Annotated in this window: 21 protein-coding genes; 17 read left to right on the forward strand and 4 right to left on the reverse strand. The window is 54.5% G+C overall.

All coding sequences use genetic code 11. The features are described from left to right. Positions 1–44 precede the first annotated feature (44 nt). From AB1500_04945 to AB1500_04955, 3 genes are all read left to right on the forward strand, one after another. Entirely contained in the window at positions 45–461 is a 417-nt protein-coding gene (locus tag AB1500_04945; protein ID MEW6182511.1) for a sigma-70 family RNA polymerase sigma factor, read from the forward strand. A 95-nt stretch (positions 462–556) separates the two neighbouring features. Then, positions 557–1177: a DUF2703 domain-containing protein gene (locus AB1500_04950; protein ID MEW6182512.1), complete on the forward strand. Its 621-nt coding sequence runs from the start codon at positions 557–559 to the stop codon at positions 1175–1177. Positions 1178–1441: 264 nt separating this feature from the next. Continuing rightward, positions 1442–2017, forward strand: a complete 576-nt coding sequence (locus tag AB1500_04955; protein ID MEW6182513.1) for a transposase — start codon at positions 1442–1444, stop codon at positions 2015–2017. A 221-nt stretch (positions 2018–2238) separates the two neighbouring features. Here the strand turns inward: AB1500_04955 and AB1500_04960 are convergent, their stop codons facing one another. Continuing rightward, on the reverse strand, positions 2239–2484 hold the full coding sequence (locus tag AB1500_04960) for a hypothetical protein (GenBank protein MEW6182514.1): 246 nt from the start codon (positions 2482–2484) through the stop codon (positions 2239–2241). A gap of 631 nt (positions 2485–3115) precedes the next feature. On the opposite strand from AB1500_04960, the gene AB1500_04965 reads away from it, so the two are divergent. From AB1500_04965 to AB1500_04985, 5 genes are all read left to right on the forward strand, one after another. Beyond that, complete coding sequence (locus AB1500_04965; GenBank protein MEW6182515.1) at positions 3116–3559, forward strand: hypothetical protein; 444 nt, start codon at positions 3116–3118, stop codon at positions 3557–3559. A 78-nt stretch (positions 3560–3637) separates the two neighbouring features. After that, a complete protein-coding gene (locus AB1500_04970; GenBank protein ID MEW6182516.1) occupies positions 3638–3997 on the forward strand; it encodes a hypothetical protein in 360 nt (119 codons plus the stop codon). A 15-nt stretch (positions 3998–4012) separates the two neighbouring features. Continuing rightward, positions 4013–4504: an isoprenylcysteine carboxylmethyltransferase family protein gene (locus AB1500_04975; protein ID MEW6182517.1), complete on the forward strand. Its 492-nt coding sequence runs from the start codon at positions 4013–4015 to the stop codon at positions 4502–4504. Positions 4505–4665: 161 nt separating this feature from the next. Further along, on the forward strand, positions 4666–5403 hold the full coding sequence (locus AB1500_04980; GenBank protein ID MEW6182518.1) for a class I SAM-dependent methyltransferase: 738 nt from the start codon (positions 4666–4668) through the stop codon (positions 5401–5403). A gap of 58 nt (positions 5404–5461) precedes the next feature. Then, positions 5462–5776 (forward strand): phosrestin, encoded by a 315-nt coding sequence (locus tag AB1500_04985; protein ID MEW6182519.1) that lies wholly within the window; start codon positions 5462–5464, stop codon positions 5774–5776. A gap of 198 nt (positions 5777–5974) precedes the next feature. Here AB1500_04985 and AB1500_04990 read toward each other — a convergent pair whose 3' ends face one another. Further along, on the reverse strand, positions 5975–6940 hold the full coding sequence (locus AB1500_04990; protein MEW6182520.1) for a SpoIID/LytB domain-containing protein: 966 nt from the start codon (positions 6938–6940) through the stop codon (positions 5975–5977). A 426-nt stretch (positions 6941–7366) separates the two neighbouring features. Here AB1500_04990 and AB1500_04995 point away from each other — a divergent pair, with 426 nt between their 5' ends. The 3 genes from AB1500_04995 to deoC are packed head-to-tail and all read left to right on the forward strand — an operon-like array spanning position 7367 to position 9203. Beyond that, positions 7367–8290: a D-alanine--D-alanine ligase gene (locus AB1500_04995; protein ID MEW6182521.1), complete on the forward strand. Its 924-nt coding sequence runs from the start codon at positions 7367–7369 to the stop codon at positions 8288–8290. A gap of 17 nt (positions 8291–8307) precedes the next feature. Next, positions 8308–8505: a hypothetical protein gene (locus AB1500_05000; protein MEW6182522.1), complete on the forward strand. Its 198-nt coding sequence runs from the start codon at positions 8308–8310 to the stop codon at positions 8503–8505. Then, the gene (gene deoC, locus AB1500_05005) at positions 8505–9203 is read left to right on the forward strand and encodes a deoxyribose-phosphate aldolase (protein MEW6182523.1); all 699 of its coding nucleotides are present in this window, start codon (positions 8505–8507) and stop codon (positions 9201–9203) included. Before AB1500_05000 ends, deoC begins: the two co-directional genes overlap by 1 nt. Positions 9204–9603: 400 nt before the next feature. Here deoC and AB1500_05010 read toward each other — a convergent pair whose 3' ends face one another. Together AB1500_05010 and AB1500_05015 are read right to left on the reverse strand one after the other, a co-directional pair. Beyond that, positions 9604–13362, reverse strand: coding sequence for a PKD domain-containing protein (locus AB1500_05010; GenBank protein ID MEW6182524.1), 3759 nt, complete (start codon positions 13360–13362; stop codon positions 9604–9606). A 106-nt stretch (positions 13363–13468) separates the two neighbouring features. Continuing rightward, a complete protein-coding gene (locus AB1500_05015) occupies positions 13469–17710 on the reverse strand; it encodes a PKD domain-containing protein (GenBank protein ID MEW6182525.1) in 4242 nt (1413 codons plus the stop codon). 501 nt (positions 17711–18211) lie between these two features. Here AB1500_05015 and alaS point away from each other — a divergent pair. From alaS to mltG, 6 genes are all read left to right on the forward strand, one after another. Continuing rightward, positions 18212–20833, forward strand: a complete 2622-nt coding sequence (gene alaS, locus AB1500_05020) for an alanine--tRNA ligase (GenBank protein ID MEW6182526.1) — start codon at positions 18212–18214, stop codon at positions 20831–20833. A gap of 109 nt (positions 20834–20942) precedes the next feature. Next, a complete protein-coding gene (locus tag AB1500_05025; GenBank protein MEW6182527.1) occupies positions 20943–21215 on the forward strand; it encodes an IreB family regulatory phosphoprotein in 273 nt (90 codons plus the stop codon). 220 nt (positions 21216–21435) lie between these two features. Then, positions 21436–21864: a Holliday junction resolvase RuvX gene (gene ruvX, locus AB1500_05030; protein MEW6182528.1), complete on the forward strand. Its 429-nt coding sequence runs from the start codon at positions 21436–21438 to the stop codon at positions 21862–21864. 67 nt (positions 21865–21931) lie between these two features. Then, entirely contained in the window at positions 21932–22201 is a 270-nt protein-coding gene (locus AB1500_05035; protein MEW6182529.1) for a DUF1292 domain-containing protein, read from the forward strand. Positions 22202–22216: 15 nt separating this feature from the next. Then, positions 22217–23695, forward strand: coding sequence for a VanW family protein (locus AB1500_05040; GenBank protein MEW6182530.1), 1479 nt, complete (start codon positions 22217–22219; stop codon positions 23693–23695). Positions 23696–23742: 47 nt separating this feature from the next. Then, positions 23743–25098 (forward strand): endolytic transglycosylase MltG, encoded by a 1356-nt coding sequence (mltG, locus tag AB1500_05045; GenBank protein ID MEW6182531.1) that lies wholly within the window; start codon positions 23743–23745, stop codon positions 25096–25098. Positions 25099–25115: the final 17 nt, after the last annotated feature.

Consider the following 25115-nt stretch of genomic DNA (forward strand, 5'->3'; position numbering starts at 1 on the left):
GAAGATATTTTGCAAGATATACGATTCAAAACAACATAGATAGTTTGAAAGATGAAAAGAAAGTCTCTGCCTGGGTCTATAGAATAACAAGAAATGCTATTGTTGATTATTACAGAAGGAAAGAGAAGACCCCCGAATTAACTCAAATTCCTGAGCCTACAGTAAATGTTTCTTTAGATGAATTAAGTGTTAATGCTGAAATCTCTAATTGTTTGCCGGAGATGATTGGTCACTTGCCAGAAAAATATAAACAGGCAATAATTTTTGCGGAGTTTCATAATCTTACTCAAAAGGAACTAGGTGAAAAAGTAGGACTTTCATTATCCGGCGCAAAGTCTAGGGTTCAGAGAGCCAGAGAAAAGCTTAAAGAGATGCTCTTAGGCTGCTGCGATCTTGAATTTGACCGTTTAGGGAATATTATCGACTACAAGCATAAAAGCAACGCTTGTAAATTTTGTTAATTTAAAAAACGTAAAACTTTGCGTCTCTTTTGTGTTATCCTCCGTCTTTATAAATGAAAGTCTATGAGACTAAACTATACGAGGAGTGATTTATAATGGTCGAGAATGCAAACGGTTGTTCCTGTGATTCCGGCTGCTGCAATGTTAATCAGGATAGTCAAGCCCAAAAAAGGCAGGTTATTATTGACTTTTTATACCTGGATTTAAGCGTGTGTGCTCCCTGCCAGGGAACAGACTCAAGCCTTGCTGAAGCCGTATTAGAAGTATCGAAGATACTTCAAGCCACAGGCGTTGATGTAGTGGTAAACAAAATCAATATGCAAAGCGAGGAACAAGCCAGGGCTTGGAAATTTGTAAGCTCTCCTACTATTCGTATAAACGGGAATGATATTCAATTGGATGTAAAGGAAAGCCTTTGTGAGTCTTGCGGGGATCTCTGTGGTGATGATGTTGAATGCCGTGTCTGGGTTTATCAGGGAAAGGAATACACCGTTCCGCCCAAAGCTATGATAATTGAAGCAATCCTGAAAGAAGTGTACGGAGGGGTAAGCCACCCTGCAAATTCTACTGAGAAGGAATATGTCATGCCTGACAACTTGAAACGATTTTATGCTGCAATGAAAAATAAGCAATCAGATAAAATGGAAAGTAAAACACTACAGACTAAAAACAATTGTTGCTGCGGATCTACCGGTTCAAAAAACAGCTGCTGTTAGGAAATTTATTTAAAAATTTATTTAAGGAGGAGTCGAGTAATCGGCTTCTTTTTTTTATGCAAGGGGACTGTTCCTTGTGCGGCCGAGCGAAGTCGTAGGAGTTAACAGGTGTAAACCCTGTCTGGTAAGGTTCAGCCAACCGCCAGTAGCGAGTCTTGGAGGTACAGGGGCAACCCTGGGAAGAGAAAAGGGGACAGGCTGTTTTTTTCTAAGGGGAAATAGCGGGATAAGGTTTTTCTTTTAGGAGATTTAAGATGCCGCGGATTGCGAGAGGTTTGGGGCAATGGAAGGCAGGAAGTCTTTCATAAAGATCAGGATTACAAGGCTTTTATAGATTTGATGAAAGAAGCCAAAGAAAGATACCCGGTTAAACTATTCGCATACTGTCTAATGCCCAATCATTTTCATATGGTTTTAGCGCCCGCACTTGCCGGTGATCTGAGCAAGTGGATGCAATGGTTAATGACCAGTCACGTACGTCGTTATCACAACCACTATGGAACCACCGGGCATATATGGCAGGGGCGGTATAAAAGCTTTATTATCCAGGAAGACGATCATCTATTGACAGTTCTAAGATATGTGGAGGGCAATCCGGTTCGGGCGTCGTTAGCAAATTCAGCAAAAGACTGGCCATGGTCATCCCATAAAGGGAGAATAAATGTAAATAAAAATCTATTGCTGGATGAAGTACCTTTCCGATTACCTGAAAACTGGGAAGAATACGTTGATGGATTTCTTAATGAGAGAGAGCTTAAAAAGCTTCGCAACAGCGTATCCGGCAATCGCCTTTTGGAATGCCTGCATGGCAGGCGAAAGTGGCGAAAGAAGTTGGTTTAGAGTCTACCCTCAGACCAAGGGGTAGGCCGAGGAAGTGTTTGAATGAGTAATAAAAGTAGCCTGTCTCCTTATTTATCACCTATGTTGCCCTAAAGGCCGCGCGGCATGAGCTTGTTTCAGCGTAAACAACTTTAACAGTAAAAGAAGGCCGGCCGCCTGGGAAGCGACCGGCTTTTTTCATTGCTTGTTTTTTCGGCGCGGCGAACGTAATGTTCCGGTCGTCAGGGCTGGATGGTGAAAACGGCGTCGCTGGCGTCGTTGCCGATAATGGCTGCGGCGGAGTCCTTAAGCACCACTTTTGCTTTGCACTGCGTTTTTGCAGCCGTCACCGCCGGGACCGTCCAGTCAAAACTACCGGGATTGCCTGTCAAAGTCCTTATATCCGTGAAAGTTGTCCCGTTGTCTTTAGATAATTTTAAGGTTACGCTTGCCACCGGTCTGATTGTGCCGGCCAAAAATAGAGACACTTCAAGATCTCAAGGGGCGGCAGAATAGCTTTGTTCCGATTTTCACTGCGGTACTTGCCACGGCATGTTACGGGACGATTGTTCGGCGCATTCGCATGTTCGGATGCAGCGTAAGTTGCGGCGCAATCCGGCCGTATCCTCGCTGAACCGGGGCAGGATTTCATTGAAATACCGGCAAGTGAAGTAAAAAAAACAGTAAACCCGCGAAGGCTTCGCGGGTTTCAGCATTCAGGGAGAGGCGGGTTGAAGGTTAACGCGCCAATTTGGCTTATAACTCAACTCGTTTTGTGGCAGGAACCGCAGCCGATGGGTGCGGCATTATAGTGCTCGTATTTTGTTACACTACCGGGGTGACACATATATATATACCGTCCGGGCTGGACATTTCGGGGGGCAAGGCGTGTAACAGGTTTGAAACTCCTTTAGGGTAGTCTAGGTCCTGAATGGACTTGCCTGCTTTATTAGAAAAAAGTTATTATTATTCAGGACCTGGCCCCTGTTTTCCGACTTATGGTTTGAAACACCTGAGAAAACCGTTTTCGGAACATAACATTGAGCCATCAAACGTATTTCGGGAAGTCGCGTTCGTTCGAAGGCCGGCGGACGGCTGCAGTTCAAGGGAGGCGAAACGATGGGATGGATGAACACATTCGCAAGAATTCTTGCGCTGCTGGGGACGGCCGCCGTTTGGTTGCCCGTTGCCGCTATGCTGGCAACTTCGGTGCCGGGTTCTCTTCGGACAGGAACTTTCAGAATCGACTACCTCATGCCGGCGGAGCTGTTTCCGCTTGCCCTCGTGGGCGGTGTCCTGCTCATCTTAGCGGCAGTTATTGCCCGTAGCCACAAGCGCCTCATCGGGTGGGGGTTCGGACTTGCTGTGGGGGCGCTTGTCGCCGGCCAGGCGCTCGCGGTTGCGACGGGACTGGCGTCGGGAGAGACAGAGCCTGTTGGGTTCCCCTGGGCTCTCGTCGTGGGCTCTCTCGCGCTGTATACGGTTGGCCTTGTCGTGCTCGGCTGCGCCGGAGTCATGTTGACGCGCTTCGTATGTCGGCGGCAGGAGGACGGGGGCGACTAAGTTGTGCCCGCGTAGAGCCGAATCGCTCTGAATGTGACCAGCACAGGGATTAAGATTAGAAAGGTTATCCGGGGTGAGGTGATTGGGATGGCTGAGAACGAAGCAGGTGAAGAAAGCGCGGACAGCAATGGACGTGGGTTCCTGTCGAGGCCGTCGACGCGGCTCGGATGGTGGTCCGTCGGGCTGACGGCCGCGTTCGTGCTCCTCTCCGCCGTCAATGCCGCGGTATTCATGCACTTGTCGGAGGATGTACCGTGGCGGCGGACGGTACTGCCTTTCTACGGCATCGCGATGATGTCGTGCGGGTTGGCCGCCGGGATAGCCGCCCTGATCGCCGTGATGCGGCGGCACGAACGCTCGTGGCTCGTATGGCTGCCCATATTGGCCGGGTTGTTTGTCGTTACGTTCGTTTTCGGCGAGTTCCTGGCTCCGCACTAAGAAGGAGTACGGATAATGATGCCTCGAATTCCCTGGTGGAAAGGCTTGCGTGGCGAATGGCTGGTTGTTGCCCAGGTTCCCCTGTTTGCACTTGCGGTCTTTGGGCCGCGTACGTGGTTGGGGTGGCCGAGCTGGACCTTTCCGTATACACTGCTCGGCTCTATTGCGGGGGGCGTCCTGATACCGGCGGGCGTCCTTTTAGTCATAACCGGCATACTTAGCCTGGGTGCAAATATTACTCCTCTGCCTTATCCTAGAGACCGGGCGACACTGGTAGAAACGGGGCCATATCGGCTTGTGCGCCACCCGATGTACAGCGGCGGGGTTCTTATGGCTTTCGGCTGGGCTTTCTGGGTCCACGGCTGGCTGACTATCGGTTATGCGGCAATTCTGTTCGTGTTCTTTGATGCCAAGTCGCGTATTGAAGAACGGTGGTTGAAAGAAAGATTCTCTGAATATGCCGCCTATCAAAAGCGTGTACGTAAACTGGTCCCGTTTATCTACTAACGCTGCAGACTATATTAAAAACGCCCCATGCGGCAATCCGCACAACGAAGAATAAAAATCGGCGCTGGAAACGGAATTTGCCTGTTATCTGGTCTTTATTGTCTTGATTCATGGCGTTCTTGGCGTCTTGGCGGTTAGATTTGTTTTCGGAGGAGGACTAAATGCTAGACGATCCATACGAGGGGTTTGCGGAACGCTACGATAGGATGAAACCTAAAGACCCGCTTCGAGAGCGGTTCTTTCATGACCTTTTCGCGAAGCATCGGGTATCTGCAGTCCTTGATTGCGCGTGCGGCACCGGGCTTGATCTGATTCTGTTTGATTCCTTCGGCTGCAAGGTTCACGGCTCCGACCGCTCGGAGGCGATGCTTGCGCAAGCCCGCAAAAACATCGCGGAGGCGAAGAAAAACATTCCTCTCAGTAAAGTGGACTATCGCGAGTTGGACAAGCGCTTCGAAGCTGAATTCGATGCCGTCGTATGCATGAGCAACTCTATAAACGAATGCTTTGAAGATGCGGAGGTCCTTCGGGCGCTGCGGAGCATAAAATCCGTATTGCGTACGGGGGGCATTCTGGTGTTTGATCAAGGGCAGTCCGACGCAGGTATGAAAAAGCCTCCGAGGTTTGATCCTGCAGTGAATGACCGGGACTTTTCACGGCTGCTTGTGATGGATTACTCGCAGAACGTAATGGAGGTCGAGGTCTTTGATTTCATACACACTCAAGACGTTTTTGATTTCAAACACTCGTCTTTTCGTATCCGGATCCGCCTCAAGGACGACTGGGACCGCATTCTTGCCGGGGCGGGATTCAGCAAGGTGGATTACGCGGGAGACTGGGAAGGTTCTCCTTACGATAAAGCATCGAGCAAACGACTGATTGCCGTGGCTCGGGAATAGAAGTTCCGTGATATACCGCGCGACCGGCATAAGTTGCCGGAAAGACGAAGGATAAAAAATGGAACGGTATAAGATAGTATTCGATTCCCTGGCGTGGCAGGTTCCCGCGGCGGGCGTCCGGTTCAAGGTCTTTCGGGACGGATCGATGCAGGTTCGGCTGGTGGAGTTCACTTCCGGGTTCGTCGAGCATGACTGGTGCGAGAAGGGCCATATCAGGGTCGTGCTCAAGGGCGAGCTTGAGATCGACTTCCGCGGCCGTATCGTGCATTACCCGGAAGGCTCGGGCATCTTCATTCCCGTCGGTCCGGAAAGCGGGCACAAGGCGGGGTCCGTTACTTCGAGCATCCTGCTCTTCCTGGTGGAAGAGGTATAGCTTCCCGGGACCGCTTTACGTTTTAGAATCATTTACTCGCCGTTCATCCCACGCTTATCCGGGACGGGGATACGGTGATCCTGGTGGACACCGGGTTTCCCGGCCTCCTCGCGAAGTTCCGCGAGGCGACGGGGAAGGCCGGTGTACTTTTTGATAAGCTTAGCAAGGTTATTATGCACTTCTGAAAGTTAATTCCGACTACCATATCTTGACGATATCCACGTCCTTGTAGTAATACCGGATGATGTCGTCCGCCTTTTTGCCGCGGCGCGCCAGTTCCTGCGCGCCCCACTGGCTCATGCCGACGCCGTGGCCGAACCCCTTGCCTTCGAAAACCACCTTGTTTCCCTCCACGCGCGCGCCGGTGAGCAGGGTGGATTTCATCCGGGTGCTGTCGAGCGCCTTGCGTAGCTCCACTGCGGGGACTTCCACGCCGCCTATGCGGATGCGGGTGGCGCGTCCGGAGGGGCCTCTTTGGGAGATGTCGACGGCACTGAACTCACGGGGCGCCGCGCCCAGGCTTTGCACGGCGTTTGTAACCTCCTGTTTGTCGAAGGTCGCGCGCCAGGCGGCGTAGCCTTTGGGCGCGCCGGGTCCTTCAGCCGAATCGGCCACCTTGGTGTAAGGCGGTTCAGCGTACTCGTAGTTAAGGCCCTCTTTGGCCTTTGCGGTCAACCCGCCGGCGTGGGCGTGAAACCAGGCTTTGATATACCGGCCGTTATAAACGGCCACCCGGCCCCGGGTCCGGTTCACGGCCTGTTTTATACGATCGTTGACGTTTTGGGGCGCCCAGGCCTGCGCTTCTTCGAAGGAAGTGGAGATGTCGGCGGCGGGATTCACGGTCGAGTGCTTGTGTCCCGCGACAAATTCAAGCGCGTGGGTGCGGGCCAGGATGGCCTGTGCGGCCAGGGCTTCCGCGGGAAACGAGCTTTTCATTTCGCCGGCCGTTACTGCTTCAACGTATTTTTCTAAAGGCATTTCCCTTAGCTGCCCTTCCTGGGCCACAAAAACCTTAATGTGCGGTTCCTTACCGGCGCCCCGGCTTATTTCCTTCGGAATATCCGGAAGCTGCAGCGGCTTCCGCGCCGCTTTAGGGGCGCAGCCGTAGATGAGTAGAAAGAATACGCTTGCGAGAACCATTATCGGTAGCAGTCGAATGCGCACGCAGACACTCCCGTCGGGTTTTTATTTATAGATTGGCCTACGGGACGGTTTTTTATTTCAGGCCGGCGCCGGTAATAAGGGGCTCCTACTATTGTCTACTGATTATATATTCCGTGCGGCGCAAGAAAGGGATTTAAGCGAAAAAGGAAGAATAGACTGAAAGAAGACGTTTAAAAGGAGTTTCCCATAATGCTATAGCAACATAAAGGATGAGAATCGGGAGACCCGTGAGCTTGAAACTTAGAAACAGATGCGTAACATAAACGGAGCGCGACGAGAAGCAAGTAGAGCACGAAGGAAGACACCGGACGGAGCGGAGCGTACTCGAAACGTACATGAGCATCCGGCCGGCGGCGCCGACAAAGCTATACGCAGCTTATCGTCGCGCCCTACGAAAGAACGATTATTTTCAGAGGAGGCGCTGCGGTGCGCGTTGCGGTGTTGTTGGGCGGTCGTTCGGCGGAGCGGGAGGTATCGCTCAGGTCCGGTGAGGCCGTATACAAGGCGCTTGCGGAAAGAGGAATGGATGCCGTCAAGATAGACGCGGGGCCGGATGTGGCGGAAAGGCTGCGGGCGGAGCGCCCGGACGTTGCTTTCATCGCCTTGCACGGCAAAGGCGGCGAGGACGGGTGTATCCAGGGCCTGTTGGAGATTATGGGTATTCCTTATACGGGCCCCGGGGTTTTGACCAGCGCGCTGGCGATGAACAAGATAGCCACAAAGAGGGTTTTGACGGCGGGCGAGGTTCCCACACCCCCGTATGCGGTTATCGAGCCGGAACCGGAGGAGGCCCTTGCGGCAATGGCGGCGCGGGCGGCAAAAGTGATGCCCCCGCCGGTAGTGGTCAAGGCGCCGACCCAGGGCTCGTCCATCGGTATGAGCATAGTCCGGAGCAGGGAAGGACTTGGGCAGGCGCTGGAAGATTCCCTGCGGTTCGACCCAGTTGTTCTGATCGAGAGATTCATTCCCGGGATGGAGGTGACCGCGGCGGTTTTGGGCAACGCTGAGCCGGTGGTGCTTCCGCTTCTCGAGATAGTCTCCGCGACGGGGGTTTATGACTACGAATCCAAGTACACCCCGGGAATGAGCGACCATATCATTCCGCCCAGGCTGGCGGAGGATGTGCAGCGGCGGATAGCGGCTTTGGCGCTCGAAACGTATAAGCTCCTGGGCTGCCGCGGCTTTTCGCGCGTGGACTTCATTGTCGGCGACAATACGGAGCCCTATGTCCTGGAGGTGAACACCATCCCGGGACTGACAGAGGTAAGCCTGTTCCCGGATGCCGCGCGGGCCGCGGGGATTACTTTCGGGGACCTGGTCGAGCGGTTGATTCGGTTTGCGATCGAATAGCCAGCGTCGGGGGCGGGTTGAACCGCCAAGAACGCCAAGGGTGTAAAGAATTATTAGAAATAGGGGCAGTTGAACCGCCAAGAACGCCAAGGGCGGGATTTTTAGAGTTCTTAGGGGAATATATTGCTTTTAAGTTTCCGATTCTTTCTTGGCGCCATGGCGGTTTTGTAAAATGTATCAGCTTTTTGTTCGAAATTTGTTTAAGGATGCAGTGATGAGTATGCAATTAACCCGGGAAGAGTTGGCCTGCATGATCGACCACACGCTGCTGCGTCCCGAAGCGACGCGCGACGATATCCGCAGGCTTTGCCGCGAAGCGGTCGAAAACGGTTTCGGCGCGGTCTGCGTGAATCCTGCTTACGTGCCTCTTTCGGCAGTAGAACTGGGAGACTCGGGGGTACGGGTCTGCACGGTGATCGGTTTCCCCCTCGGCGCCACCAGCGTCGCGGGGAAGATGGCGGAAGCGGACCGGGCGGCGCGCGACGGCGCGGCGGAATTCGACGTGGTGCTTAACCTCGGGGCTTTAAAAGAGCATAACTTACCGTACCTGGAACAGGAACTTAAAGCGGTAATCGCGGCGGCAAGGGGAGTGCGGCCCGACGCTTTAATCAAGGTGATCCTGGAAACCGCGCTCTGGGACGACGAGGAAAAGCTTTTGGGCTGCAGGGTCGCGGTTGAACGGGGCGCCGACATGGTGAAGACCTCAACCGGCTTCGGACCGGGAGGGGCGACGGAAGCCGACGTCCGGCTGCTGAGGGGTGCGGTGGGCAAAGTCATCGGCGTTAAGGCGGCGGGGGGTATCAGGGACCTGGATACCGCGCTGCGGATGGCCGCCGCCGGGGCGAGCCGGATCGGGACAAGTTCCGGGGTGAAAATCATCGGGGAGTGGAAAAGAAGGTTCCAAACGGGATAAGCGGAGTCGCAAAGCGGTTTCCCCAACGGGAGAGGGGTGCGTTCGTTGAGCTGGAAAGAAGTATTACTGGTCGTCGTAATCGCCGCGGCCGTGGTTTTCTGGTATTTTTCATCTCCTTGAGGCCCGCGCGGCAAGTGCTGAGGTCCTCGGCACACGGATTACGGATCGCGGGTTAAGTTCAAAGTTCAAGGTTCAAAGTTTTTTGTCCGGGATAAGGAAGGGTGAGTACAATGAGCTGGAAGTCTGTTTTCCTGGTTCTTATGGTCATGGCCGTGGTCGCTTATTATCTGTCTTCTTTCACTTCGACTTGAGGGGCGGGTTAGTGCTGAGGTTCAGCACAAACGATTTAACGGGAGAAAAAACCGGCCGCCGGAAAAGCGGCCGGTTTTTTATGCCCGAATCATCTCATCAAGCCGGCTGTGGCAACGTTGTTTTGGTCGGTCACGGCATTTCCGAATGTAGTATCGCTGGCAATGCACGGTTCAACCTCGGCCTCGGTAATTGTAGGGGTCTTAAAGATCTTGAGTAATTGAGTTCCGTCGAGTTTTTGCTGGATGACCGCGATCTCGTCAATACCTTCGCCTTCGCCGTCGGGGAAGCCGTCAACATCCACTCCGGCTATGGCTGTTTTCCCAGTGTTTTCATATACACTACCAAAGGTTGTGTCGCTGGCGAGAAGAGGCGCGGCTTCCCCGTTAACGGTGTTCGGAACCTCAAGTATCAGGAGAACTTGTGTTCCATCAAGTTTCTGTTTGAGGACCGCGATTTCTTCCGCCCCGCCGCCGTCGTAGTCAACGCCCGCGAGTGCTACCTTGTTGCTGTCCTCATAAACATTACCGAAAGTGGTATCGCTGGCAATGCAAGGCTCGATTTCATCCCCTACCGTTGTCGGGGCTTGGAATATCTTGAGCATCTGTGTACCGTCCAGTTTCTGCTGGATAACCGCGATTTCGTCGATACCGTCACCGTTGATGTCTACCCCGGCTACGGCTGTCTTTCTGGTATCCTCGTAAACGTTCCCGAAGGTGGTATCGCTGGCGATGCAAGGCTCGATTTCATCCCCTACCGTTGTCGGGGCTTGGAATATCTTGAGCATCTGTGTACCGTCCAGTTTCTGCTGGATAACCGCGATTTCGTCGATACCGTCACCGTTGATGTCCACCCCGGCTATGGCTGTCTTTCTGGTATCCTCGTAAATGTTCCCGAAAGTGGTATTGCTGGCTAATGCAGGCTCGATTTCATCACCAACGCTTTCGGGGAGATGATAAATTAGTAGTTTTTGTCTGCCGTCCAGTTGCTGACTGAGCACCGCAAGTGTAGGGGAAGTTGCTTTAATGTAACCTGTTCTCGTTTTATTGTTCGAACCACCGGGACCCGATACGGTGAGGCTCACCGTGTAATTGCCGGAACCGGAGTATAAATGGGACGGATTACGCTGCGTACTCGTTTGCCCGTCACCAAAACTCCATGACCAGGAAGTTATACTACCTATTGATTTGTCGGTGAATGAGACCTCAAGGGGTACTAAGCCCCTGGCAGGGCTGGCGGAAAAATCGGCTGCCGGCGGCTGAATGTACGCCGCTCCAGGAACGACTCTTCCAGTTATATTGTCGGCGGTATACCCGCTGTCACAACTCCACCAGCCGCTTGACCCCTGATACTGAAAGGATGAGCCGGTCGACAGCCAGGCATGGATCCTGACGGCGCCGCTGCTGTAATCGTAGAAGGCCGCGACATCATCCTCGCCGTCTCCGTTGAAGTCGCCGGATACTACTCGTCCGGTGATCAGGCCGGCGGTGTACCCGGTTGAACTCCACCAGCCGCCCGACCCCTGATACTGGAAGGACGAGCCGGTCGACAGCCAGGTATGGATTCTGGTAGCGCCGCTGCCGTAATCGTAGAAGGCCGCGACATCATCCTCGCCGTCCCCGTTGAAGTCGCCGGATACTACTCGTCCGGTGATTTTGCCGGCGGTGTACCCGGTTGAACTCCACCAGCCGCCCGATCCCTGATACTGGAAGGACAAACCCGTCGACAGCCAGGTATGGATTCTGGTAGCGCCGCTGCCGTAATCGTAGAACGCCGCAATATCATTTTTACCGTCGCCGTTAATATCTCCGGAAATTATTCTTCCAGTTATATTGTCGGCGGTATACCCGCTGTCACAACTCCACCAGCCGCTTGACCCCTGATACTGGAAGGATGAGCCGGTCGACAGCCAGGTATGGATTCTGGTAGCGCCGCTGCCGTAATCGTAGAACGCCGCGACGTCATCCTTGCCGTCCCCGTTGAAGTCGCCGGATACTACTCGTCCGGTGATCAGGCCGGCGGTGTACCCGGTCGAACTCCACCAACCGCCTGATCCCTGATACTGGAGGGACAAACCCGTCGACAGCCAGGTATGGATTCTGGTAGTACCACTGCCGTAATCATAGAATGCTGCTATGTCGTTTCTACCGTCTCCGTTAAAGTCCCCCGCTACGACTCTATTGGTTGTATTGCCGACGGTATAACCGCTGTCACATTTCCACCATCCATCAGGTCCCTGATACTGAACGGACGAACCCGTTGAGAGCCAGGTATGGATTCTGGCGGCGCCGCTGCCGTAATCGTAAAGTGCCGCAATATCAGCTTTGCCGTCGCTATTAAAATCATGCTTCATTGAAGGTCCGGTGCCAGGTCTATTAATACATATCGTCTTGGTGAGGGTGAAATCTTCGGAGCCGCTTACCGTCAGGGTGACCGTGTAGGTGCCGGCGGCGGTGTATTTGTGCAAAGGGTGTATCTCATAGCCGGTTGACCCGTCGCCGAAGTCCCACTCAAATGAGTAAGCCCCGCCGAAAGCCTGGGAGAGGAACTGTACACAGCGGGGAATCGACCCGACCTGTTCTTCCACCATTACGAAATCCGCCGCGGGATCGGGAACAGAAGCGAACCCGCAGTCCACATAGTAATCGTCGCCGTACGCCATTGTCCAGTAACCGCCGGACCAGAAACCGTCCCCGCCGGGACGGGCGTTGTATGCATACCGGTAAATATACTCGTCGTCGGAACCCGACAGCTTGTAGCTCATGACGACGGCGCCTTCACACAGAGAAAGATCGTATACACCGTTAGTGCCCAGTTCCTTATACACGAAAGAATGTTTAAAAGGGTCATATGCCCATGCGGAAACAACGCCGTTGCTTGTTTCGGCTACGAATACCCCGTCACCCCACCAGAAGTTTTCAACACCGGCGCCGCTTATGACCTGCCCACCGTGCCATTTGTGGTCAACAAAGTCATAAATGAAAAGGTCTGCGCCCAGGCTGTATTCAAACAAAACCATATCGCCGCAGATGGTGTGGGAGATCTGGCTGGAATGCGAGACACCCTGGGAGTTCCAATGGTCCAAACCTCCCAAGGTGACCCGGGAGTAACCAGGGTCGAATTTAAAGAGCCCGAAGTTATAGCTGTCGTATTTCATGACGATGGTACCGCTGCCGCCGCGGTACATGCCCTCCCAGCCGCTGGTGCTCAGTTGTTTCTCGCACCAGCTGTGCGTGATCGGGTTGTAGGCGTATCCCCAGGCGTTGGCGTCGCTTGGGTTTTGAACAAAGTTTGATGAGAGAGCGACACCGTCCGAGCAGCCATGATAGGTGTTCCCCTGCCAGTAAATGGAACTAGTTTCGCCGTCGCAGGGGTCCGCCGCGTCCAGATAATGATTTTGAGAGCTGATGTTTTCGCACGGAGTGCCGCTTGCCGAACCCGAAGGCAAGAAGTCCACGTGAAGCGTATAGCTGCCGGTCACGCCCGTACTTGAAGGCTTCACATAGATGTAGTACGTATCCGGATCGACTACGAAGCGAGTGATCCGGAAATTGCCCGTCAGGCTGCTGTTGTATGCTATGGTATCGCAACCGCTGTCTTTCAACCAACCTGCTGTGGTCGTGGTGCTTACGGGGACCGTCGTGTACGCCGAGATCGTTCCCGACTCCGGAATCTCTACGAAGAAAGCGTCTTGATCGGTGCCCGTTTCAAATACCCCGCTGACGGTGCTGTTGACGTCCATCGCCGTCGCCGTGCCGCAACTGTTGCCGTGGTCGTCGGCGAAAGCGTTTGCTGCAGTGCCCAGGGAAAAAGTCAACCACAAAACAATAGCCAGTCCGAACTTTTTCATGGTAAAACCTTTCCTTTAATTTTTGTATTTTGACGTAGCGTTTGAGAGCGCTTAGTATTCCTTGAATAACTTCCGCGGCCGGTTCAAGCCGGTTTTTCGAATTGCGCTACCGTTTCAGCCCGGTCAGCGCGATGTTGTTATTGTCGCCGTTTACATTGCCGAAAGTAAGGTCGCTTGCTATGGCTGGTTCGGTCGGTGTGTCCGAGCCGGTAGGCGCTTTGAATATTTTCAGCAGGTGCTTGCCGGCGAGGTGCTGTTCGATGACCGCGATCTCGTCCACGCCGTCGTCGTCGATGTCAACCCCGGCGAGAAGGATCCGGTTTTTGTCCGTGTTCGCGTTGCCGAAGCTAAGGTCGCCGGCGATGAACGGCTCAACCTGTACCCCGGTTGTTGTCGGGGCTCTGAATATCTTAAGCTGCTGGCCGCCGCCGAGTTTCTGCTGAATCACGGCGATTTCGTCGATCCCGTCGCCGTCGATATCCACCCCCGCCAGCGCTGTTTTTCTGCTGTCCTGATAAACGTTCCCGAAGGTCGTGTCGCTGGCTATCGGAGGCTCGGTCGGCGTGTCCGGCCCCGCAGGCGCCCGGAATATTTTCAGCAACTGCTTCCCGGCGAGGTTTTGTTCGATGACCGCGATCTCGTCGATGCCGTCGCCGTCGATATCCACCCCGGCAAGGGCAGTCCGGTTTTTGTCCGTGGTAGCGTTGCCGAAGGTGAGATCGCTTGCTGTCGCCGGTTCGATGTTGACGGCGAGTCCCGACGGCGCGTTGAAAATTTTAAGCTGCTGGCCGCCGCCCTGCTTTTGCTCGATGACCGCCACCTCGTCGATCCCGTCGCCGTTGATGTCCACCGCGGCGGCGGCAATTCTTCTGTTATTTTCGTTTGCGTTGCCGAAAATCACGTCGCTGGCGATCGGCGGCTCGATTTCCGCATCTGAAGTCGCAGGGGGATTAAAAAGCTGGAGCCTCTGCTTGCCGTCGGGCTTTTGCCTGAGTACGCCGATAACGTCCGATGATACGGGTTGTCCCACCGTAACGTGGATGTAGCCCTGTTTCAATTCTTCATGGGAGCCGCCGGCGCCGCCGGCCATCAGCAGCACGTCGTAATCGCCGGGTTCTTGGTAGGTATGTGTCGGGTTTTGCTCGGTACTGTAGTTGACGTCGTAGTCGTCTCCGTCTCCGAACCACCATACCCATACGTCACTACCGGTCGACTGGTTGGTGAATTGAACGGTCAAGGGCGCGTCACCGCTTGTAGGACCGGCGCTGAACTGAGCTACCACGGGCTCGTAGGCGTAAACGTAACGCGTTACCGTATCCGATCCGTCGGGGCCGTAAACAGTTAAGGTTACGGTATAGACGCCGGGGTTGTTGTAGATATATGAAGGATTCTGTTCAGAGCTTGTACCGCCGTCGCCGAAAGTCCACGACCGCGAAGTGATACCGCCGGCGGAATTATCGGTGAACTGAACGGTCAAGGGCGCACCGCCGCAACAGGGATTGGTAGAAAAATCCGCCGCCGGCAGGTGAACGTAAATGTATCCCGGGAGGGTCTTGCTATGCGAACCGTAAGCGTTGTAAACGACCAGCGTGACGGTGTAACTGCCGGCGTTCTGATAAACGTGTGAGGGATTTTTCAGGGTACTTTTGGTACCGTCCCCAAAATACCACAAACGCGACGTGACGGTCCCGGTAGACTGATCGGTGAAGTTCACCGTCAAAGGCGGGGCGCCTCTGATGGGAGTGGCGGTGTAGTCCGCCACCGGAGGCAGCCCAAGGTTGACATAGTTTGTCTTGGTCAGTTTATCTGTTCCACCCGGCCCGGTTGCGGTCAGACTTACCGTGAAGCTGCCGAGAGAGGTATAGGTGTGTGCGGGATTCTTTTGTATGCTTGTCCCGCCGTCCCCGAAAGTCCAGAACCATTGGGCGCTGTCTGTGGAGTTATTGGTGAAGTATACCGTCAGCGGAACGGTGCCGCTGGTGGTTCCGGCCGTAAACCGCGCATCCGGCGCCGGTGAATAAACGCGGACACAACAGACCTTGTTTAATATGTTCGTACCGTAAGGACCTTTTGCGGTGAGCTTGACCGTGTAGTCGCCGGCATTGTTGTAGGTATGCGAGGGGTTCCGCGAGGTGCTGGTGTAGCCGTCCCCGAAGTCCCACGACCATGAATCGACATCGCCGGTTGACTGGTCGGTAAAGGTGACGGTCAACGGTTTTGTGCCGGTCGCAGGACTGGCGGAGAACTGAGCTTTCGGCGGTCCGGCGATGTGGATGGTTTTCGTACGCGTGAACGTTTTGGAACCGGATACCGTCAGCTTGACGGTGTAATCCCCGGGTTCATCGTATTTGTGCAGGGGGTTTGCGTCGTAGCTGTACGACCCGTCCCCGAAATCCCATTCTATGCTGTAAGCGCCGCCGAAAGTCTTGGACAGGAACTGCACGCAGTGCGGAATCAACCCGTCCGTTTTCTCAACGGTTGTGAAATCCGCCGCCGGCGTGGGGACGGGGACAAACCGGCAGTCCACGAAAGCTGAATCACCATAAGCGGTTCCCCAGGAACCGCCGGACCAGTAACCCTGACCGGTAGGCAAAGCATTGTACCAGTACCTGTAAAGATATTCCGAATCCCCGCCGGACAGCTTATAACTGCCCATAAAGCCGCCTTCGCAGCACGTCAGTTCGTAAACCCCGTTGGTGGTCACATAAGGAGATAAGGCGACAAAATTGTGTTTAAAAGGGTCGTAGGCCCACGCGTAGACAACGCCGTTGGTTGCCTCGGCCACAAAGACGCCGTCGCCCCACCAGTAATTCTTCAGACTGACTCCGCTTAGTATCTGCATGCCGTGCCACTTGTGGTCCACGAAGTCGTAAGTGTAAAGCTCGGCGCCCAGGTAGTAGGTGAACAGTTCCATCTCGCCGCAGGTTGCGTGGGACAATTCATGGGAGGACGTTACATCTATTGAATTCCAGCCGTATAAACAACCAAGCCAGCATTGCTTAAAACCCGGATCGAATTTGAACAGCCTGTAGTCGCCGTTGAACAGCTTAACCACAACCGTACCGTTGTCGCCCCAGGATGCCGACAGATTGCCTCCCGTGCTCAACTCCGCCTCGCGCCATATATGGTTGACCGCATCGTACGCATAAGCATAGCTGTCGGAATCGCTGGGAGCGCACCAAAGACCCGGGGAGCATTCTTCGGTGATGGCGATGCCGTTGCGGCAACCGGCGTAAGCGTTCCCCTTCCCGATTCCCTTCCATTGTATCGAGTGCTCCTGCCCGTCGCACGGGTCGGTGGCATAAAGATAATTGCCGCTCACGCGGATGTCGGTGCAAGGGGTAGTATTCACGTAACCCGCCGGCCAGAAGTTGACGTGAAGCGTATAACTCCCCGTGCCTTCCGTCGAGTGTTTGACACCGATGTAGTAAGTCCCGGGGTTTTCTAAATCCTTGATAATATAGAAATTGCCGAGCGAATTACTGTCCCAGGTTATTAAGTCGCAGTCTTCGTCTCTAAGGTATCCGGCGGTGGTCGTCGAGCTGTATTCGACGGTCGTGTATGCGGACAGGGTTCCCGGTTCATATATCTCTACCGAAAAATAGTCGACGTCGGTGCCCGATTCGAAAACGCCGTTGGTGGCGCTGTTTAGCTCAATGGGTGTCGCGGTGCCGCAGGTGTTGCCGTGGTCGGGTTTGGCCGGATTAGTGGGGTAGGGGTCCGAGCAGTTGGGAATGCCGTCGTCGTCCGAATCCGCGTCGGTTACGCCGCAGCCGCAAAGGCCGGGCTCCGTCTTCGCGGGGTCTGTCGGGCACTGGTCCGAGCAATTGGGCTCGCCGTCGCCGTCCGTATCGGCGTCGGATATGCCGCACCCGCAGGCGCCGGGTTCCGTCTTATAACGGTCGTTCGGGCATTCGTCGCAGGCGTCACCCGCGCCGTCACCGTCCTTGTTGGCCTGACCCGCGTTGGCGACGGACGGACAGTTATCCTCGTCGTCGGCGACACCGTCGCCGTCGGAGTCGGCGACAAAGGTCGCCGTGACGTACTCGTTGCGCGTCATGGATACCGTGCAGGTGTTTCCGGAAGCGCTGTCGCAGCCGGTCCAGCCCCTGAACACAGAATTGCTGTCGGGTGTGGCGACCAGCTTCACCATTGTTCCTTCTACGAATTGGTAGCAGCAATCGCCGCCGCAGTCTATCCCCGCAGGATCGCTGGTTACCGTTCCACCCCCGGTTCCGCTCCTGGTAACGGAAAGAGTGTAATACAGAGGATCGGCGGCGAATGCGGAACACGCAAAGGTAAAGCACAGAAACAGACTGAATAAACAGGACAACCATAATCTTTTCATCAAACCACCTCCGTTTATTACTAAACCCTGTACTGCAGCTTTTATAAAAACCGGAGATTATAAAACAATAATAAAACACATACCTTCCTGTTTTAGGTGAAGGTATTTTCTTGCACCTGTTATGAGTCATGTATTCTGTATTAAAATTATATACTAAGGTAAAATGCGTTTTGGGTCGTTATTGTAAATTTATTTGCATTTGGAAGTTAAATTAATTTGATTGTGTTCAAGTATATTAATATTATCAGTAATATATGTTTCCTTTTTCCGTTTATGTAATTGCCTGTAATGAAGTATATTTAATGCCGTCAATCTATCTTCCTCATATTGTCTTTGCTTTTGCAGATCACGCTTAATTAACAACTGTGATCGAGTCTGCTCAAGGAGACGGACTGCTTGACCCTGTATTGCAAGCTTAATATAATGAATGGATAAAGCAGCTAAAAACGTCTGCCGTGACTGGTGGTTGAGGGACAGCGTGGGAGGTAGAGGTTGTTTTTTATGATAGGAAAAGAGATTCGTCAAAAATTTCTTGACTTTTTCAGGACAAAGGATCACGCGGTTATTCCGAGCGCCTCGCTGATTCCGGCGAGCGATCCGAGCCTGTTGTGGACGTCGGCGGGGATGGTCCCCTTTAAGCCTTATTTCACCGGCGCCGCCGTTCCCGATAACAGACGTATGGTCAGTTGCCAGAAGTGCCTCCGGACCCCGGACATTGAATCCGTCGGCAAGACCGCCCGCCACCTGACCTTTTTCGAGATGCTCGGTAATTTTTCTTTCGGCGATTATTTCAAGGAAGAGGCCATTCCCTGGGCGTGGGAGTTTATGACCCGGGACCTGGGGATCGATCCGGCACGCCTGTGGATATCGGTTTACCTCGAGGACGACGAGGCTTACGATCTGTGGCGTAAAGTGGGTGTGTCCCCGGAGCGGATTGTCAGGCTGGGGAAGGACACCAACTTCTGGGAGATAGGGGTGGGTCCCTGCGGTCCCTGCTCCGAGATACATTTTGACTTCGGTGAGGAAAGCTCCTGCGGGAGGGACTGCAAGGTCGGGTGCGACTGCGACCGGTTTCTGGAACTCTGGAACCTGGTTTTTACACAGTTTTACCGGGATGAGAAGGGAAATTACTCCCCGCTTGAAAACAAGGGTATCGATACCGGAATGGGGCTCGAAAGGGCGGCCGCGGTCCTTCAAGGCGTGAAAACGGGCTTCGAAACCGACCTGTTCCGGGACTTGACCGGCGAAATCGCCGATATCCTTAACGTCCAACGAGACGCCGGTGCGACAGCCGCCACAGCCGTGAAGATTATTGCGGACCACGCCCGTGCGATAACCTTCGCCGTAGCGGACGGGGCCCTTCCTTCAAACGAAGGACGGGGTTACGTAATCCGGCGGTTGCTGCGCCGGGCCGTGCGGTTCGGTGTGCTTTACGGCGTCGATAAACCGTTTCTTGAGCGCGTGGCAACGCAGATTCAAAACAAAATGGGTGAAACGTACCCTGAACTTCTCGAGAAGCGGGAGTATATCCTCCGGGTGATCCGGGCCGAGGAAGAACGTTTCCTCGAAACCCTCGCGCAGGGGACGGAGATCCTTAACCGCATGATCGGCGAGGCACAGACGGCCGGAACCCTTCCGGGGGAGATGGCCTTCAAGCTGTACGACACCTACGGGTTCCCCCTGGAGCTTACAGAAGAGATCTGCGCCGAACAGGGGATGACACTAGATAAGGAAGGTTACGCGGCGGCCATGGTGGTCCAGCGCGAGCGCGCCCGGCAGGCGCGTGAGGCCACGGAATATCTTGGTGAGCGCGAGCGGTTGTTTAAGCGGATAAGGGATAACAAAGGGCGGACTCATTTTGTCGGGTATTTTACGCTCGAAACACCGGCTAAGGTTCTCGCACTGGTTGAAAACGGCGCGTTGGTTAAAACAGCGAAGGCGGGGGAAACGGTCAGCGTTGTCCTCGAGACCACGCCGTTTTACGCCGAATCGGGCGGGCAGGTCAGTGATAACGGCATCCTTACCGGTGTGAAGCTGCGGGCGGAAGTGGAGCGCGTCGACCGCCCGGTGGAGGATGTCTTGGTTCACCGTGTGCGGGTGATTGAGGGCATGCTTGAGGAAAAGGGTATCGTGACCGCTTCGGTCGATATGTTCCAGCGGCGGAAAACCGCCGGCAATCACACGGCGACGCATCTGCTGCACCGGGCTCTCAAAGCCGTACTGGGGAGCCATGTCAACCAGGCCGGTTCGCTGGTTGCGTCGGAAAGACTGCGGTTTGACTTCAGCCACTACCAGGCGGTAAACCCGGGGGAACTGCAAAGGGTGGAAGAGATGGTCAACAGGGCGATCCTCGCGGCCATACCGGTCGAGGCCTTCGAAACCTCCCTCGAAGAGGCCCGTGAAATCGGAGCGGTCGCGTTATTCGGGGAAAAGTACGGCGATACGGTGCGGGTGGTCCGGATCGGTGATTTCAGTATCGAGCTCTGCGGCGGAACCCACCTCAGGAATACCGTAGAAGCGGGAGTATTCAAGATTATATCCGAGGGCAGCGTCGCCTCGGGAATAAGGCGGATTGAGGCGGTTACCGGAGAAGCGGCGCTGACCTATCTTAACACGGCCCTGGATGATTACCGGCGGATAGCCGAGGTTTTGAAGGCGTCGCCGCGCGACCTGTCGTCCCGGGTGACATCGCTGATGGAACAATTGAAAGAGCTTTCGCGGGAGAACGAATCCCTTAAGGATAAGGCGGCCGCATATGAGGTGCTGGACCTCTTAAACCGCCAGCAGGATATTAACGGCGTCAACGTACTGGTATCGCGGGCAAACGCCTCCGATATGGCCCAGCTCAGGGGTTTGCTGGACATATTGCGCGAGCGGCTGGGATCCGGGGTGATTGTTCTCGGGAGCGCTGCGGGTGACAAGGCGAATGTTGTTGCTGCGGTAACACCGGATTTAATCCCGCGAGGTTTGCATGCCGGGGCTGTCGTTAAAGAAGTGGCCCGGGTAGTGAACGGCGGCGGCGGCGGGCGGCCGGAACTCGCTCAGGCCGGGGGTAAGAACCCGGCGCGGCTCGACGATGCTTTGATCGCCGGGATAGCTTACATCAAGGCAAAATTGCTGTAGAATTCTAAGCTAAAAAATAAAAATTATAGCGCCGAAAGGAAAATGAGCAACCAAAGTAAAATATAACTAAGGGGATGATTTTACTAAAAGGCCTTCCGGGAGGCAAATCGTGGAACAGGATAACTCGAACGAAAAGACGATGATGTTTCAAGTCAAAAAAGAAGAGCCGCAGACCATTCGGGACATTTTACTGGCGGTGGTGGGCGCCCTCGAAGAAAAGGGGTATAACCCAATAAACCAGCTTGTCGGTTATTTATTGTCGGGTGATCCGGCTTACATAACCAGTCACCGGAATGCTCGAAACCTCATTCGCCGCCTGGAGCGCGACGAACTCTTGGAGGAGCTGGTAAGGATATACCTCAAAGATGAGGTGGCATACTAAGGTTTATACAGTCGATCCTTCAACCCGGAAGACCCGAAGACGGAACGCCAGGTGAAGCCGGATACGGTTACGGACGGGTCATGCGCCCGGAAAATGCTGACAACAGTCACAATTCCATAAAGGTGGTATTAATCTTAAGCGATAAAGGGCATAAAGCGAAAGGAGCCAGAGATTCGAACTACTCTGGCCTTATTTTGTTCCGAATTGAACGGGAGACAAAATGCGGCTCTTAGGGCTTGATATCGGCGATCGAAAGATAGGCCTGGCGATTAGTGACCCTCTTGGTATTACCGCTCAAGGTTTGGGGGTTTTAGTCAGGGGGAAATTGAGCGACGACATAGAGAAGCTGCTCTCGCTTGCCGGCGAGTATGAGGTTGCCGGGGTTGTCGCCGGACTGCCGCGGAGGTTGGACGGGAGTCTGGGGCCGCAGGCGCGTAAGGTGGCCGACTTTGTGGCTTTGCTTGAGGAAAAGGGACTTAAGGTTAACCTCTGGGACGAGAGGTTTACCACCAGCGCCGCCGAACGGATTCTTGTCCAGGCCGATGTTCGGCGTAAAAAGCGACACGCCGTCGTGGATAAACTGGCGGCGGTCATGATTCTCCAAAGCTATCTGGACAACCTGGCAAAGCCGGGAAATGCCCAAACTTGACGCAAATGCTGGATAAGTTATATAATTCCTTTATCTTTTGGGAAAATAACGGGAAAAGGGTGGTATGATGACCGAAGAAATCGAGGTCATTACGCTGGTGGATGAAGACGGCGAGGAGCACGATTTTGAAGTGCTGGATATTTTAGAGGTGGATGGCACCGAGTACGCAATTTTACTGCCTGTCGAAGAAGAAGAGGAAGCAGTGGAGGCGATAATCCTTAAATTCAGCCAGGACGAGGAAGGCAACGAAATCCTGGTTGATCCGGAAGACGAGGAATGGGAAAAGGTTGCCGACATCTGGGACGAAACACGATTCCACGAAGGTGATGACAACTAAAGGGAGGGCATTCCTTTGCGCCGCATACTTTTGTGGGTTGCGGCCTTCTTTATTTCCGGGCTTTTAGTCGCAGCCGTCACCCTTTTGCTGGTGGAGAGGGCACATTTCCCGTCGGGGGTGATCGTTCCGGGAGTCAGTATCGGCGGGATGCCTTATGAGGGTCTCACCGCTGCGGAAGGCCTGATTAAGTTAAGGGCCTGCGAAGACGAATTAATCTCAAAGCCCGTCAGCCTTCAATGCGCCGGTCGGAGTTGGCGTTTACCTTTAAGGGACACCGGCGCCCGCATTGATACCGCAGTGCTCGAACAAGCGGTTGCGTCCGGACACCGAGGATGGCTCTTAAAACGGTATCTCGAACGCTACCGGATTTCCAGGGACGGCGCCGACATCACGCTGAAGGTGAAGATTGACCGGAAGCGGACGGCGTCCCTCGTTGCCGAACTCACAGAGGAATTGACGGTGTTGCCCCAAGACGCCGGTATTAAGGTGCTCCCGGACGATACCGTAGTCGTTATTCCGGGACGGGAAGGACTTTTCGTAGATTCGGCCTCCGTTTGTCCGCAACTGATTGCGATATTAACCCAGGGGAAAGCACCGGTCGTCCGCGTACCGCTTAAATCAATCCCCCCCGAACACACCACCGCCGAAATCATGGCGATGGGCATCGAGACCACGTTGGGCGAGTTCACTACATCTTTCGATCCGGCAAAAGTCAATCGCGTCTATAATATAACCGTAGCCGCAGGTGCTCTGAACGGTTTACTGGTCCGGCCGGGTGAGGTCGTTTCGTTCAACAAAATCGTAGGCCCGCGGAGCAGCGAGACCGGTTATAAAGAAGCGCCCGCGATAATTAACAACGAGTTTGTGGATTCCTTCGGTGGTGGAGTCTGCCAGGTTTCCACCACACTTTACAACGCGGTTCTTTTATCGGGACTCGAAGTGGTCGAACGGCGCAACCACTCGCTGCCGGTCACATACGTTCCGGCGGGACGCGATGCGACGGTTGCATACGGGGGATCGGACCTGAAGTTCCGGAACGACACCGAAAAATTCTTGTATGTTCGTACGGCGGTTACAGGGAGCCGGTTGACGATTAAAATCCTCGGTAGCGAAAAGTATAAGCGCAAGGTAGAGTTGCGAAGCTGGGTCACTGAAACCCTTAAACCGGAGGTTATCCGGAAGGAAGATCCGAACCTGGAAGCGGGGAAAGAGGTCGTTAAACAGAAAGGTATCAGCGGCTACCGGGCAAAGGCGGAACGCATCATATGGGACGGGAATAATCCGATAAAAGAGCAGTTGCGGTCGAGCTTTTATCACCCACTCGACCAGATTGTGGCGGTGGGCACCAAGGTCGTTCCTGTGGTGGTGGCGCCCCAAAAACCGGTAGAAACCGATCCCCAGACCGGTTCCACCGGGGAGGAAACCGGTGGGGGTATGGAACCGCCGTCTCCTCCTGAAACCGGAGTCCACACGGTATATGGAGAAGTTTATTGATACTATTGTCATTTCTTTAATTCCGGAGGTTCAGCGGGAGAGTTTTTATGTCTGGTTGGAGGATGATGTTTAAAAAGATTAAAAGCGGCTTGAGAACGAAACCACAGGGGGGAATGCCGCCTCGGGGAGCAATGCCTTCCCGCGAGCCGGCGCCCATCCTCCGGGACCGCTTTCGCGCCGGAGCGGCGGAGAAGGAAGCGCCGGACGGCGCGAATCGTACCCGGCGCCCGATCGCCCGGTCCTCACCCCGCCGGTTTAAGGGACGGCGTCTCTGCCTCAAGGGATTCGGCGCAAGCCCTTCTTTTCCGGCTGCCGGGGCGGATGCCGACCGGGATTTGCGGGAAACGATTTCAGGGTTCACCGTATGGGAAAAGCTGAGGGCGCTCCGGGACAGACCGGAATTCCGCCTGAGGCTTTTTATTTGTCTGGGGACACTGGTAATCTTAATAGGATTGGCACAGACGTTCGTGTCATGGGGACTGAAAGCTCCGGGCGGAGGAAAGGTGGTCGAGTTCGACATCCCCAAGGGCGCACCCACAAGCTGGGTCGCGGAAAAACTGTACCGGCAGGGGATTATCCGGAACCCGGTCGTTTTCCGCTGTTACGCCCGCTGTTACCACCTCGACAAGAAGATTAAGAGCGGGACCTACCGTCTGTCGTCGGACCTTACGGTTTCCGGGGTGCTTGTTTTACTGACAAAAGGCGGTCAGTTAGCTAAACGGTTTACCATTCCGGAAGGTTTTACCCTGGCGGAAATCGCACGCCGGTTGGACGAACAGGGCATTGTTGAAAAGAATGATTTTCTCGGGGAGGCGGCCGCCGGACGTTTCAATTACCGGTTTCTGAACGAAAGCCCGGCAGGTCCCGCGTGTTTGGAGGGTTACCTTTTCCCCGATACCTATCAAGTCCTTCCGGATACACCGGCGCATGCCGTCATTGAGCTTATGCTTCGCCGGTTTGCCGAAGTGGCCGGGGAGATAGATCTGCCCGCCGAAGCCGGGAAACAGGGGCTGACCTTAAACGAAGCCGTAACCCTCGCCTCCCTGGTTGAGCGGGAGGCCAAGCTGGGTGAGGAGCGGGCGCTTATCGCCGGCGTACTTTACAACCGCCTGCGCCGCGGGATACCCCTGCAGGTGGATGCGACGGTGGAATACGCCCTCGGTGAGCACCGCGAGCGTATACTTTACAGCGACCTTGAGGTTGACTCACCTTACAACACTTACCGCATCACCGGTCTCCCTCCCGGTCCGATAGCCGCGCCCGGGCGGGCTTCACTGCTGGCGGCGGTCGAACCGGAAAAAACCGATTACCTATACTACGTGGCCAAACCGGACGGCAGCCATGCCTTCGCCCGCACTTTAGGGGAGCATAACGCAAACAAAGAACGCTACCTTAAAAACTAGGATAGCGTCGTAGTTTT

The organism is Bacillota bacterium (assembly GCA_040755295.1).
GTDB lineage: Bacteria > Bacillota > Desulfotomaculia > Desulfotomaculales > Ammonificaceae > SURF-55.

Bases quoted from the DNA above. Each gene is read 5' to 3' on its own strand.
- AB1500_04950 (MEW6182512.1), top strand. From the start codon at position 557: ATGGTCGAGAATGCAAACGGTTGTTCCTGTGATTCCGGCTGCTGCAAT.
- AB1500_04965 (MEW6182515.1), top strand. From the start codon at position 3,116: ATGGGATGGATGAACACATTCGCAAGAATTCTTGCGCTGCTGGGGACG.
- AB1500_04975 (MEW6182517.1), top strand. From the start codon at position 4,013: ATGATGCCTCGAATTCCCTGGTGGAAAGGCTTGCGTGGCGAATGGCTG.
- AB1500_04980 (MEW6182518.1), top strand. From the start codon at position 4,666: ATGCTAGACGATCCATACGAGGGGTTTGCGGAACGCTACGATAGGATG.
- AB1500_04985 (MEW6182519.1), top strand. From the start codon at position 5,462: ATGGAACGGTATAAGATAGTATTCGATTCCCTGGCGTGGCAGGTTCCC.
- deoC (MEW6182523.1), top strand. From the start codon at position 8,505: ATGAGTATGCAATTAACCCGGGAAGAGTTGGCCTGCATGATCGACCAC.
- AB1500_05010 (MEW6182524.1), bottom strand. From the start codon at position 13,362: ATGAAAAAGTTCGGACTGGCTATTGTTTTGTGGTTGACTTTTTCCCTG.
- AB1500_05015 (MEW6182525.1), bottom strand. From the start codon at position 17,710: ATGAAAAGATTATGGTTGTCCTGTTTATTCAGTCTGTTTCTGTGCTTT.
- alaS (MEW6182526.1), top strand. From the start codon at position 18,212: ATGATAGGAAAAGAGATTCGTCAAAAATTTCTTGACTTTTTCAGGACA.
- ruvX (MEW6182528.1), top strand. From the start codon at position 21,436: ATGCGGCTCTTAGGGCTTGATATCGGCGATCGAAAGATAGGCCTGGCG.
- AB1500_05035 (MEW6182529.1), top strand. From the start codon at position 21,932: ATGACCGAAGAAATCGAGGTCATTACGCTGGTGGATGAAGACGGCGAG.
- mltG (MEW6182531.1), top strand. From the start codon at position 23,743: ATGTCTGGTTGGAGGATGATGTTTAAAAAGATTAAAAGCGGCTTGAGA.